This is a genomic window from Phycisphaeraceae bacterium (assembly GCA_019454185.1).
GTDB lineage: Bacteria > Planctomycetota > Phycisphaerae > Phycisphaerales > UBA1924 > JAHBWV01.
Genome location: CP075368.1, coordinates 3,045,098 through 3,058,462, shown reverse-complemented (window position 1 = coordinate 3,058,462; position 13,365 = coordinate 3,045,098). Strand labels below are relative to the sequence as shown.

Sequence of the window (13,365 nt, the reverse complement as noted above, 5' to 3'; positions counted from 1 at the left end):
CCTCCGCGCAGACACCGCTCCGGACATTGTTGACTTCCTCATGTTCATCGATGCGCCTGGGCAAGGATGTTTGAGCGAGAGGCAACACAAGAGACACATCAGCAAGAGATCACACGCCGCAGACGGTGGCGGGAAGTGTGTGTCCGCCGCCCGTTCAGGATGCGAACAAGTGAATTGTACGGCGTTTCTGTTGCTGTGAACCACTCGTTCAGGTAGTGTGTGCGTACTCAGTGAAAGGGGAGCGACCATGAAGAACGACGGGTTTCTTGCGCTTGTCGGAGTGGCGATCGCGGCGGGGCTTGCGGGAGCGAGCGAACCCCAGACCACCTCCAACTTCCTCGACATTCCCGGGGCGTTCTTCCTCGACATCGACAACGAGAGTTCCAGTACTCCTTTCGGCCCGTTCATCGTTGTTCTGGGGTCAGAGACGGTTGTCGTCACGAGCAGCATCGGCAGCGGCGGATCTCCCGATATCTACGGCTTCTTCACCGCGCCGGTCTCGTGGGTGCTGGCGCGCGACGAGGAAGCGGACCCCGGCAACCGCAACGGTTACTACCGCACCATCACATCCAACCTCTACACCATTCTGGATTTCAGCACTCCACTCACCGGATTCGGCGCGACCTTCGCTATCCGCAGCCATGTTGGTTCGTCGCCCGCTCACCTGCCCGACACCATCTATGCCTACGACGGGCCGGGCGCCACCGGCAACATGATCGCATCGATCACGACTGCTGAAGCGTCCGAGATCCAGGCCAAGTACATCTTCGACTTCGTCGGCGTGTATGTGGATGGCCCCCCCGTGATTCGATCGGTGATCCTCGCGGGCGGTCCACTGGGAGAGGCATCCGAGATTCAGATCACAGGCATCGCGCTGGCGATCGCGACGGGCGAGCCACCGTGCGCGTCGGATGTGAACGGCGACACGGAGTCCGACATCCTCGACTTCCTCGACTACTTCGATTCCTTCGGCACGTGCGATGGCCTCCCCGCGCCGTGCTCGGGTTCGAGCGGCGTGGACGCGGATTTCAACGGGGACACGATCGTGGACATCCTTGATCTGCTGGAGTTCTTCGACGCGTTCGGGATCGGCTGCGACTGAGAGCGCTCGTGTGCTGGCGTGCTCGGCGCCATCAGTTCGCACCGAACGAGTACGAGCCCGACCCAATCTCCAGCACCGCGTGCTCGCGATCGGCGCGCATCACGCGGATGGACTCGGCTCCGTCGATGGCGAGGCCCCCCTCGCGAAGCCCGGCGATGCCGCCCGGGCCGAGGGCCACGCGGACCTCGGCGGTGGTGTTCGCGGGAATGGTCACGTCCATCGCCCATCCATCGCCGGTCTTTCGCCACGCGCACGCGATCACTCCTCGCATCGAACGATGGCTCGCGCGTGTCCACTCGATTCCTGCTGCTGCGCCCTCGCGCATCGCGGGCGCGATCACGAGCCGCGCGTGCCCGGGGAAAGCGCGATCTCGTCCGATGCCTGCCATGCGCTCGAACATCCATGACCCGCACGAGCCGAGCGCGTAGTGGTTGAACGAGTTCATTGAGATGTCCGGGTGTGGACCTGTTTCCGGCGTCCACCCGTTCCATCGCTCCCAGATGGTTGTGGCGCCGTGCTTCACGGAGAAGAGCCATGATGGAAAGGCGTCTTGCAGCAGGAGGCGATAGGCCACATCGTCGCGTCCGACGGTGGTGAGGACGTGCAGGAGGTGGCTCACGCCGACGAAGCCCGTCGAGATACGGTTGCCGCGCCGCTCGATATCCGCCACCAGCCGTTGTGCCGCGAGGGCTGTCGCGTCCTCATCCAGCAGACCGAACGCGATCGCCAGCGCGTACGCGCTCTGCGTCTGGCCGTGGATGGTGCCGTCGCTCGCGACATACTTCTCGTTGAACGCCGCGCGAATGCGGCGGAACAGGTCCTCGTGCCTCTTCGCCTCCGCGTTCCGTCCCAGCACGTGGAGCGAGCGGGCAGTGAGATCCGCGGCGTGCGCGAAGTACGCCGTGCCGATCAGGTCTTTCGGCGTGTCGGCGTCGATGGAGAGCCAGTCGCCGTAGTCGTTGCCGCGTGCTTTGTCGCGGATCAGCCCCGTGCTGTTCCGTTCGCACCATGCGACCCACGCCATCATCGAATCGATCGACCGTTCCAGCATCCGCTCGTCGCCGTAGGTCTCATACACAAGCCAGGGGACGATCGCGCCGGCATCGCCCCACGCGGGCGTTCCGTAGTTCAGCCCGAACATCACGGGCGCGACATCGGAGTGTGCCCCGTCGTCACGCTGCGCATCGATCACATCCACCATCCACTTGGTGAAGAACCCCGCCACATCGGCGTTCATCGCGGCGGTCGGCACGAAGACCTGGGTGTCGGCCATCCACCCCATGCGCTCGTCGCGTTGCGGACAATCCGTCGGGATGTCGATGTAGTTCCCCCGCATCCCCCACACGATGTTCTGCTGCAGCTTGTTCAGGCGGTCGTCCGAGCACTCGAAGGCGCCCGCGACGGGCATGTCGGAAGAGAGCACGATGCCGGTGACCATCGACGACTCGGGCGTGGTACCCGGGGCGAGGCCGGTGATCTCGACGTATCGGAAGCCGTGGAATGTGAAGGCGGGCTGGAACGTCTCGCCACCGGGAGCGCCGGAGCACGTGTAGACATCGATCGAGTCCGCGGCACGCAGGTTCGCGGTGTAGAGCGTGCCGTCGGGATTGATCATCTCGCCGTGACGGATCGTCAGACGCGTTCCGGCCGGCTGTGTGAGGCGAAGGCGCACGACGCCGACCATGTTCTGGCCGAGATCGAAGAGGAACGCGCCGGGCATGGGCTCGGCGACCGACAACGCGGGAAGCGTCTCGATGATGCGCACCGGCTCGGAGACCTGCGGCTCGAGGTTCCGAGATTCGCTACGCGTTGCAGCGTGCGTCCATGCGGAATCATCGAAACCGGCGTTCTTCCATCCGCTCACTTCGCGCCGCGCGTCGAACCATTCGCCCTTCAAGAGGTCCGCCATCAGGCGAGGGCCGGCGTGGCGCTTCCATGTCTCGTCGGTCACGATCCGCTCGACGCGCCCGTCGGCGTAGGTGATCTCCAGCTGTGCCAGAAGAGCGGGCGATGGTCCGTAGAACTGGTACGCGCCGAACAGGCCCGCGTGACCCGCGAACCACCCCGGCCCGACCTCAGCGCTGATCGCGTTCGCACCGGACTCCAGCATGTGGGTGACATCGAACACCTGGTAGCGGACGCGCTTGCGATAATCTGTCCAGCCCGGCGCGAGATGCATGTCTCCTACGCGCTCCCCGTTGATGAACGCCTCGTAGACGCCGAGGGCGGTGATATACAGTCGCGCATCCGTGATCTCACCCCGGACCTCAAACCCCTTCCGCAGCAGCGGCAGCGGCGCGCCCGGCAGGATCACGCGGGCGTTCTCGGCGATCGTCGCGACCCGCGCCTCCCCATCGCACGCGTACTCGACCCGGAGCGCCTTGCGGACGTTCCGCGCCGGATCGCCCCCGAGCACCTCGTTCGTCGCACGCATCGACGCGCCCTCGGATGCGTAGCGAGCGAGCACAACATCTGTCACGTCGCGCTCGACACGTTCGCCCGCGTGGCCGTCGATTGTGTGGTACACGGCGCGTGTAATCCGAACCCCCACCTCGTCGGGGCCCGCATCGATCCACGCCGCATGCCAGTCCGCGGGCGAGAGCAGCCCCATCGCCCATGTGCCGGGCGTGCTCCACGCGCCGGGATTGCCGTCCTTGTCCCATGAGAGCACCTTCCACCAGCATCGCTCGCGCGAGCGGAGGGGGCGTCCCCCGTACTCGATGTGTGAGGTCTGGCCTGACTCGATCTTGTCGCTGTCCCAGAGATCTCCCTCGTTGCGAGCGAGCACCTCCGGACTCGACGCGACGATCACCCGATACGCGGTCTGGCGTTCGCCCCGTCGGTCGGACTCGACGATCCACGACAGTCGGGGGGACTTCTCGCCCACGCCGAGCGGATCTGTCAGGTACTCGCAGCGCAGGTGCGCGGCGCGGAGCGTGCCGGGCTCGATGTGTGCCGCACTGACGGACTCGGCGTGCGCCGTGGTCAGCAGCAACACAGCGACGATGAGTGCCCGGCCGACGAGTGAGGCGCGGGCGTAGAACATGTTCAACATTCGATTGCTCCGCGATGGGTGGCGGCGCCGACAGAAGGACTTATGCGCGCCCGACGCTCCGCAGCGACTCGCGCATCATCACCTCGAAGGTGCCGAGCGTCGCGTCGGAATCCGGCGGATCGGATGGATCGGGTGTGCGTCTGAGGTATGAGCCATCTGCACGCAGGTCCCACGCGTTGCGTCGATCGGCGAACATGACATCCATGATGCGGATGATCCGACGACGCGCCTCGCGATCGTTGACCGGGGTCAAGGCCTCCATGCGTGCGCTGAGGTTCCGGTACATCCAGTCCGCGCTGCCGATGTACCAGTCTCCCGCGAGGGGGTCGGCGGCGGCGTTGGCGAAATGGAAGATGCGTGAGTGCTCAAGGAAGCGGCCGACGACGGAGATCACACGGATGTTCTCGCTCTTGCCGGGGACGCCCGGCTCGAGGCAGCAGAAGCCCCTGACCAGCAGCGTGATCTCGACGCCCGCCCGCGACGCCTCGTAGAGCCGCTTGGCGACGGATCTGTCCTCGAGCGCGTTCATCTTCGCCCAGATCCGCGCGGGCTTGCCGTCGCGGGCGTTCGCCGCCTCGCGGTCGATCATCTCGCAGAGGCGATCGCGCATCGTGAAGGGCGCGACGAGCAGCGCCTTGTAATCGGTGTGGAGGGAGCGCCCGGTGAGGCAATTGAACAGGTCCACGACGTCGCGCGTGATGACCGGATCGCACGTGAGCAGTGAGAGATCGGTGTAGAGGTGGGCGGTCTGCGGGTTGTAGTTGCCCGTGCCGAGGTGCGCGTAGCAGCGCAGGCCGTCCGGCTCCTTCCGCACGACCAGAGAGCACTTGCAGTGCGTCTTGAGGCCGACGACGCCGTACGCGACGTGCACGCCCGCCTTCTCGAGCTGGCGCGCGAAGCGGACGTTCTTCTGCTCGTCGAATCTGGCGCGAAGCTCGACCAGGCACGCGACCTGCTTGCCCTCTTCCGCCGCGCGCACGAGCGAGGAGACGAACGGCGAGTCGCGGCTCGTGCGATAGAGCGTCTGCTTGATCGCCAGGACGTCGGGGTCGCGTGCCGCGGCGGCGATGAAGCGTTCGACCGAGGCCTTGAACGACTCGTACGGATGGTGGAGCAGGATGTCACGCTCGCGGATCGCGGCGAAGATGTCGAGATCATCGCCCGCAAGACGCGGTGGCGTGACGGGGGACCAGGTCGGGTGCTTGAGATCCGGGCGATCCAGCTCGGCGATCGCCCAGAGCGCGGAGTAATCGATCGGCCCGGCACGCTCGTAGACATCCTCAACAGACAGTTCGAGCGCGTTGAGGACGAAGGACATCACCTCCGTCGAGGCCTGCGGCTGCACCTCGATGCGCACCGCGTCGGCGAAGCGGCGCTGGCGCAGCTCCTGCTCGACGCTCCGCAGGAGATCCTCGGTCTCTTCCTCGTCCTGACGCACGGAGACGTTCCGCGTGACGCGGAACGCGGTGACGTGGTTGATGGTCGCGCCGGGAAAGAGGTCCTGCAGGTTGCGGATCACCATCTCGCGGAGCGCGATGAACCGAACCGGGCCGGATGCCGAGCGCGCACCCTCGCCGGGCGCGTCGAAGACCCTCACGAAGAGCGGCAGATTCGAGGGGATCTTCACGCGGGCGAAGACCGGCTCGTCCGCGCCGGGCATCGTCAGGAACACGCCCAGGTTGTTCGAGAGATTCGAGATGAACGGGAATCGGTGTCCGGGGTCAACCGAGAGAGGCGTGAGCACGGGAAAGACGTTTGCGCGGTACCAGCGATCAGCGATAGCGCGATCCTCGGTCGAGAGATCTGCGTACGACAGAACGCGGATCTCTTTCTCGGCGAGAAGCGGGGTCAGATCGTCCTTGTAGCAGCGAGCCATCTGGTCCTGTTGCTCGAGCACGAGCGTGCGGACACGGGCCAGCAGCTCCTGCGGCGTCAAGCCCTCGGGCGTGCGAGCGGTCACGCCCGCTTCCACCTGACGCTTGAGCATCCCGACGCGCTTCATGAAGAACTCGTCGAGGTTCGAGTTGAAGATCGCGAGGAACTTCACACGCTCCAGAAGGGGGACGGACGCGTCGAGCGCCTGGTCGAGCACACGTCGGTTGAACTCAAGCCACGAGATGTCTCGGTTGAAAGGGGCCGACGCCCACCACTCCCCGTCGGCCCACGGGCCGGGGGTGTGTCCCGCTCCGTGCGATGGGACGGGCGTGCCGGGTCTGGAAGATCCGGTCCTGGTCATCGATCCATTCCTCTCTGCTCGTGCGGCACCGATTCGGCGACGTATGTCGCGATGCAGCCCGGCGCTTCGGTGATGCTCACCCGTGCGACAGTGCCACGTCCGTTCATGTGTCCGGCGATCAGTGTGCCGACGCCGAGCGCGATCTGACGAGCCACATGCTCGGCGGTGGGGTTCAGCCCGCGCCCGTCCGGCGCGAAGGGGGACGCATCATTCAGCGATCGATCACGCCACGGGGCGATCGTCTCGGCCAGGGCGCGCTCCACGTCGTGGAAGTCGCACAGGAGGCCATCCTCATCCAGACGATCTCCCGCGACCACAACCGAGACACGCCAGTTGTGGCCGTGGATGGGCTCGCGCACGCCCCTGATCCAGATCGCGTGTGCGGCACAGAACTCGGTCTGAACAGTCAGTTCGTACACGGCCCGGATCATAGGGGAACCGGTACGCAGCCGCCGGACGCGCGCTTCGTACTGGCCATCAGAAAGCCCGGCATCCGAAACGGGTGCCGGGCCTCAGCAGCTTGGGTTGTGACACCGTCGATAGAAAGAGGGTCGCTCAGCACGCACTCCCGAACGCATCGAAGAAGTCGAGGAAGTCGAGGATGTCAACGAAGGTGTCGCCGTTGTAGTCCGCGCTGGTGCCCGTCGAGCCCACGCACGGCGCGGGGAGGCCGTCGCAGGAACCAAAGGCGTCCAAGAAGTCGAGGAAGTCGACGATGTCCACGATGAAGTCGCCGTTGATATCCGAGGGGCAGGAGACGCCGGCGATCACGTCTTGGTTGGTGTACCCGATCTTCCAGACGAAGGGCTGAGGAAGCGCGGGGCCGACGATCCCATCGAACGCCCCCGTCACGAAGGCCGCGCCGGACCCGTCGATGATGGTGTGCTTCGCGAAGACCGCGGGCGTGTAGCCGTCGAGGAGCGAGATCTTGATGGTGCCGCCATTGATCGTGTGGCTGCCGCCGTTGATCCTGTCGAAGGAAGAGGCCGACGCGAGTTCGATATCGAGCACCGAGCCGGGCTCGTGTGTGATCATGGTTCCCGCGTCGGGGATGACGAGCGTGCCGACCGAGAAGCCCGGCGAGATCGTGCCGTGGTTGGTGATGGGGACGGCGATCTGTCCCTGGCCCCTGAGCCGGTTGTCCGGTCCCATGGTGAGTGAGCCGCCCCCGCCGTTGATGATCTGTGAGGCGGTGGTCGGGACGGTCAGGACGATGTCGCCGTCACCGGACATGCTGACCGGGCCGACGATCGAGAGCGTGGTTGTGAACGAGCCGTTGAACTGCGGGTTGACGGCGATGATGCCGTTGTTCTCGATCGCGCCGGAGAGCGTTGCTGCCGTGTTGACGTTGACATCGAAGGGGGCGTCGAGCATGAGGTTGCTGAGATTCTGGGTGCCGCTGACACCGATGAACCGACCCGTGCCCGACGCTTCGAGCGAGCCGCCGGTGAGGGTTGCGCTGGTCATGGTGACGTTGCCGCTATCGGCCAGGACGCTGCCCGAGGCGGACTGCGAGAGCGTGATGCTGTTGATCTGCAACGTGCTGGACGGCCCGGCTTCGATCCGCGCGTTGTTTGTCTTTGCCGAGGTGTTGAGCAGGAGCGACTGCGAGGCGACATTGGCGCGGATAAGGCCCTCGTTGATGAAGGGTGCGGTGATCTGGCCCCAGCCGCGCACCGTCTGGCCCGAGCCGAAGGTGATGATGCCGCCGCCGGAGCTCGTGATCTGTGCGGCACCGGCAGTCGCGTTCAGCACGATCTCGCCGACACCGTCGATCAGTGTGTTGCCGTCCGCCGCGAGCGTGGTGAAGAAGGAGGAGTTGGCCTGCGGGTTGATGGTGAGGATGCCGTTGTTGGTGAGCGATCCGGCGCCGATGATGGCCCCTGTGCTGACATTGATGTCAAACACGCCGTCCAACTCGACATCATTGAGTGTCTGGCTGCCGACGATGCCGACGAACTTGCCGGTGCCTGCTGTGACCAGGCGGCCGCCGGTGATGGTTGCGCTCGACAGGGTGAACGTGCCGTCGTCTGCCTCGCACTCGCCGAGCGCGGTCTGAGTCAGGGTGGTGGAGTTGATGTCGATGGTGCCGCCGTCCGTCGCGCGGATCAACGCGTTGTTGGTCTTGAGATGCGTGTTGAGCGTGATGCGCTGCGCGTTGACATCCGCCTGGATAAGGCCGTTGTTGACGATGGGGGCGGTGATCTGGCCATAGCCGCGGACCGTCTGGTTCGCGCCGAGCGTGAGGGGCTGGCCTCCGACGCCGGTGATCTGTGCCGCGCTGGCAATCGCGTTGAGAACGATCGTCCCCGTTCCGTCGATGTTCACAGCCCCGTCCGCTGCGAGCGTGGTCGTGAACGAGCTGTTCGCCTGCGGGTTGACGGTCACGGTTCCGTTGTTCGTGAAGGTGCCCGGTGACAGGGTCGTAGCGGTATTGACGTTGATGTGATAGTCGCCGTCCAGATCGACGTTGTTCAATGTCTGCGTGCCTGCGACGCCCACGAACAGCCCGCCGTTGGCGGTGACCAGATCGCCCCCGTTGATCGTCGCGCTGTTGAGGGTGACGGTGCCCGCATCGGCAAAGAGCGTGCCCCCGCCGCCCTGGTGGATCGGGATGCTGGAGATTGCCAGCGTCCCGCCGTCGGCGGCCTCCATCAGCGCGTTGTTGGTCTTGGCCTTATTGCCCAGCGTGAGCGTCGTACCGGGAACGTCCGCGCTCACAAGCCCGTTGTTGGTCATCTCGGCGGTGATCTGGCCGAAGCCACGGATGGTGTGGAGCGGCCCATGGGTGAGCGTCGTTCCATCCTGGTTCGTGATCTGCGCTGCGGCGTTGGGCGCGTTGAGCACGACCACGCCCGAGCCATCGATCAGCATGTTGCTGCGGGCCTGGAGGGTGGTAGCGAAGGAAGCGTTCCCCTGCGGATTGATCGTCGTGACGCCCTCGTTCGTGAACGTGGAGCCGCCGATATCGATGATCGAGCTCACGTTCGCGTGCAAATTGCCGAGATTGGTGACACCGTTGAGGATCACGCTGCTGCCGCTCACGTTCGCAACCGCCGCGGCGTCTGAATCGAGCGTGCCTCCGTTGATCGTGCAGTTCAAGAGCTGCACCGATCCACCCGTGTTCGCGTCGATGGCGCCGGTGCCGGTCTGGTTGATCGTGGTGTTGCTGATCGAGAGGACGCCGGAGCCGGTCGCCTGCATGAGGCCGCTGTTGGTCTTGGGTGCGAAGTTCAGCGCGAGCGACTGTCCGCTGACGTTCGCACTGACGGTCCCCTTGTTATCCAGCGTCGCGGAGATCTGCCCGAAGCCGCGGATCGTGTGCGTTGAACCGTTCTCGATCGTTCCGGTGATCTGTGCCGCGCTCGCGGCCGCATTGAGCACGATCGCCCCCGTGCCGGTGACGACGTAGGGACCGCCGACGATCAGCGACGTGCCGAAGCTGCCGTTCCCCTGTGGGTTGACGGTGAGAAGCCCGTTGTTCACCATCGAGCCGCTGAGTTGGAGCAGTGTAGCGACGTTGATGTTGATGTTGCCGCTGGCGTTGTTGTTGATGATGCCATTGATGACGGTGCTGATGGAGTTCACGACGGTGCCGCTGTTGGTCAGCCCGCCCGCACCTGTGAGGGTCGTCGGGCTTCCGACGAGATTGAGCGTCGCGGTCGGCGTCGTGACGTTGATTGCGCTGAGCGTCAGGCCGCCGCCCATGTTCTGCGTCACGGTGTACGTGCCGGGGACGTTCAAGCGAGCGATCTCGCCCGGCGCATCGGGGATGTTGCCGCCCGTCCATTTCGCGGCTTCATTCCAGTTCCCGTTCACCGGGTTCAGCCAGGGAATCGACTGCCCCATCGCGGGCATGGTAACAGCAAGACCGGCAAGAGCGGAGAGTGCGGCGGCGCGACGGATCAACATGACGACCTCCAGACGATCCATGGGGCTCACGCCGCACGAAACAGATGCGCGGGCGCGGGCGCGGATCCTGCGTCTCAATCTACCCCCTCACACGAAGCGGGACAATGTGAATTCCACGTCGCGGCATACGCCGATCGGCGTATGCCTACCCCCCCAGAAGCCAACCGCGCCCCCCTCTTTCTCAGCACCCGCTGCCGAACGCATCGAAGAAGTCGAGGAAATCGAGGATGTCAACGAAGGTGTCGCCGTTGTAGTCCGCGCTGATGCCCGTAGAGCCCTCGCACGGCGCGGGGAGTCCATCGCAGGAGCCGAAGGCGTCGAGGAAATCGAGGAAATCGACGATGTCCACGATGAAGTCGGAGTTGACATCCGATGGGCATGATGCGCCGACAACCACCTTGTTCCCATCAACACCGACGCGCCAGATCCACGGCTCGGGGAGCGCGGGACCATTGACGGAGGCGAATCCTCCGGCGATGCCCGAGGTCCCGTCGATGACGGCGTGCTTGGCGAAGAGCGCGGGCACATAGTCGCCCACGAGCGACACGTTCACCGTGCCGCCGTTGATGGTGTGGCTGCCTCCGTTGACCTTGTCGAACGACGAAGCAGAAGCCAGTTCGACGTCGAGAACCGAGGTCGGTTGCCAGGTCAGCGCGGTCGAAGCAACGAGCGTGCCGACAGAGAGGCCGGGGGCGATGGCGCCCTCGACAGTCACGGGCGCGACGAGTTGTCCGATGCCGCGAAGCGTCTGGCCGGGGCCGAGCGTGAGCGACCCGGATGAAGCGGACGTGATCTGTGCGCGGCTGCCGATCGCGCCGAGAATGATCTCTCCCGTGCCGCTGATTGTGTTGGCAAGTATGAGGGAGATCGTTGTTGCGGACCCTCCCGCGCTTGGGTTGACGTGGATCACGCCGTTGTTGACCATGCTGGCTTCGAGCGTGAGCAGGGTGCCGTTTCGGACCTCGATCCTTCCTTCCAGATCCACGTTATGGAGCAGGTTGCCGCCACCGACAGTCGCGAGGACACCGGTGCCCGACGTTCTGATCTTGCCCGCGATGACGCTGGCATTGCTGAGCTCGAAGTCTGAGTTGTCGGCCCTGAGCGTGCCATCGCCGAACTGCGGCATCGACATGCCGCTCGCGATGATTCTGCCCCCGTTGGCGCGGATGACGCCGTAGTTCCACTTGGCGTTGGTCTGCAGCTCGATGCTCTGCCCCGGCGTGTCGGCCACGATAGTTCCATAGTTGTTCATCGCGGCTGTGATGCGCCCGTAGCCGCGGACGGTCTGCCCGGAACCCAGCGTGAGCGCGCCCGCCGCGCTAGAGATCAGGGCGCGGGTGGACGGTGCATTGAGGACGATCTGGCCGGTGCCGCTGATCGTGAGATCCTCATCGATCCGCAGCGTCGTCGCCGATCCGCCGACCGTTGGATTGATCGTGACAACACCGTTGTTCACGAGCCCGGTTCCTGCGATGGCGAGGGTGGTGCCATTCACAACCGAGACCGACGCCTCGGACGCGACCGACTCCAGCGTAGAGGCCACGCTGGTCGACCTGACCAGCCCGCCGTTGGACGAGCGGATCGCGCCACCGATGATCCTGGAGGATGCCAGATCGACGTTGGATCCATCGGCGAGGATCTCGCCGCTCGCGCCCTGCGTGACGGTGATGCTGCTGACCAGCAACGTGCCCCCGGCCGCGGCCATCAGGTTGTTGTTTGTCTTGCCGTGCGAGTTGAGCACGAGCGTGCCGCCCGGCACGTCGGCGAGAATCTCGCCGTTGTTGATCGTGAAGAGCGAGATCTGTCCCTGCCCGCGCACGGTCTGGCCCGATCCGAGCGTGAGCGAACCGGCGACGCCGCCGACCGCGAGGATCTGTGACTGCGTTCCCGGTCGCCTCAGGATGATCTCGCCGGTTCCGTCGATCGTCATGGGTCCGTCTGTGCGGAGCGAGGTCGCGGAGCCGCCGAGGTTCCAGTTGACATCGATCACGCCGTTGTTGGTGTATGTACCCGAACCGAGCGTGAGCACCGAAGCGTTGGACATCTCGACAGATGCCTCGGACACGACTGCGTTGAAGATGCTCGCGCCGGAGCTCGCGCGGATTCTTCCGGATCCGGATGAAGTGATGAGCCCGCCGTTGATGGTCGCGGTGTTCAGGAGCACGTTCGTGCCGTCCGCCTCGATGAGCCCCGACGCGCCCTGTGTGACGGCGACGCCGATCTCCAGCGAGCCACCCGCCGATCGCATAGTCCCGTTGTTGATCTTGGCGTTCGAGCTCAGCACGAGCGAGGCGTTGTCCGCGAGAACAGTTCCGTTGTTGGTCAACGGCGTCGAGATCTGCCCCTGGCCTCTGATCGTGTGATCCGCATCATTGGTGAGCGAACCGCCGACGAGATTGAACACCTGCGCCCATGTTCCCGGCGCTCCCAGCACGATCTCCCCCGACCCGCTGACCGTGATGGGGTTGTCGATGCGAAGCGTGGTCGTCGTTCCGCCGGACATCGGGTTCAGATCGATCCTGCCATCATTGACGAAATCGGATCGAAGCCCGAGCGTCGTTCCGTTGGTGATCGTGAATCGCCCGCCCGCCAGGTTCGTGAACGGGCTGACGATCGTGTTCGTCCCGGAACTCGAGTTCACATGCCCCGCGTTGAAGAACATGCCGTCGAGCACGGTGATGGTCGTGCCCGGAAGGTTCAGGGTCGCGCTTGGATTGATGATGTCGATCGCGTCGAGCGTGAGATTCACGATGTTGAGCGTGACGGTGTACGGGCCGGAGAGCCCGAGCACCGCCGACTCGCCGAGCGCGTTGGGCACGTTCGATCCGGTCCACTTCGTCGCATCGTTCCAGTTGCCATTCACCGCGCTCAGCCACGGGATCGACTGCCCCAGGGCCGGAACCGCGATCGCCAGACCCGCAACGGAGGCAACAACGCTTGACAAACGAATACGCATCTGGACGCTCCCTGTGTGCTCGCGCCGAACAATCGTCCGGCGACCTCTCTCTACCTCTGCCGCCGGGCACGCCATGGCGCGCCCCGCAGACCGGCCACCCTCAA

The 13,365-nt window shown here is 65.0% G+C and carries 6 protein-coding genes; 1 reads left to right on the top strand and 5 read right to left on the bottom strand.

Annotated features, from left to right (window positions below; genetic code table 11):
- Positions 1-247 precede the first annotated feature (247 nt).
- Positions 248-1,102 (top strand): hypothetical protein, encoded by an 855-nt coding sequence (locus KF838_12955; protein QYK47688.1) that lies wholly within the window; start codon positions 248-250, stop codon positions 1,100-1,102.
- 31 nt (positions 1,103-1,133) lie between these two features.
- On the opposite strand, the gene KF838_12950 is transcribed toward KF838_12955, so the two are convergent.
- The 5 genes from KF838_12950 to KF838_12930 all read right to left on the bottom strand — a co-directional run bounded on the left by KF838_12950 (position 1,134) and on the right by KF838_12930 (position 13,261).
- The gene (locus tag KF838_12950) at positions 1,134-4,157 is read right to left on the bottom strand and encodes a family 78 glycoside hydrolase catalytic domain (protein QYK47687.1); all 3,024 of its coding nucleotides are present in this window, start codon (positions 4,155-4,157) and stop codon (positions 1,134-1,136) included.
- A 40-nt stretch (positions 4,158-4,197) separates the two neighbouring features.
- The gene (ppk1, locus tag KF838_12945) at positions 4,198-6,393 is read right to left on the bottom strand and encodes a polyphosphate kinase 1 (GenBank protein QYK47686.1); all 2,196 of its coding nucleotides are present in this window, start codon (positions 6,391-6,393) and stop codon (positions 4,198-4,200) included.
- Positions 6,390-6,812 carry a 6-carboxytetrahydropterin synthase gene (locus KF838_12940; protein QYK47685.1) on the bottom strand — a complete coding sequence of 141 codons (423 nt, stop codon included), beginning with the start codon at positions 6,810-6,812 and terminating at the stop codon, positions 6,390-6,392. Before KF838_12940 ends, ppk1 begins: the two co-directional genes overlap by 4 nt.
- 136 nt (positions 6,813-6,948) lie before the next feature.
- The gene (locus KF838_12935) at positions 6,949-10,305 is read right to left on the bottom strand and encodes a hypothetical protein (GenBank protein QYK47684.1); all 3,357 of its coding nucleotides are present in this window, start codon (positions 10,303-10,305) and stop codon (positions 6,949-6,951) included.
- Between the two features lie 181 nt (positions 10,306-10,486).
- Entirely contained in the window at positions 10,487-13,261 is a 2,775-nt protein-coding gene (locus KF838_12930) for a hypothetical protein (protein ID QYK47683.1), read from the bottom strand.
- Positions 13,262-13,365: the final 104 nt, after the last annotated feature.

Bases quoted from the DNA above. Each gene is read 5' to 3' on its own strand.
- KF838_12955 (QYK47688.1), top strand. From the start codon at position 248: ATGAAGAACGACGGGTTTCTTGCGCTTGTCGGAGTGGCGATCGCGGCG.
- KF838_12935 (QYK47684.1), bottom strand. From the start codon at position 10,305: ATGTTGATCCGTCGCGCCGCCGCACTCTCCGCTCTTGCCGGTCTTGCT.
- KF838_12950 (QYK47687.1), bottom strand. From the start codon at position 4,157: ATGTTGAACATGTTCTACGCCCGCGCCTCACTCGTCGGCCGGGCACTC.
- ppk1 (QYK47686.1), bottom strand. From the start codon at position 6,393: ATGACCAGGACCGGATCTTCCAGACCCGGCACGCCCGTCCCATCGCAC.
- KF838_12930 (QYK47683.1), bottom strand. From the start codon at position 13,261: ATGCGTATTCGTTTGTCAAGCGTTGTTGCCTCCGTTGCGGGTCTGGCG.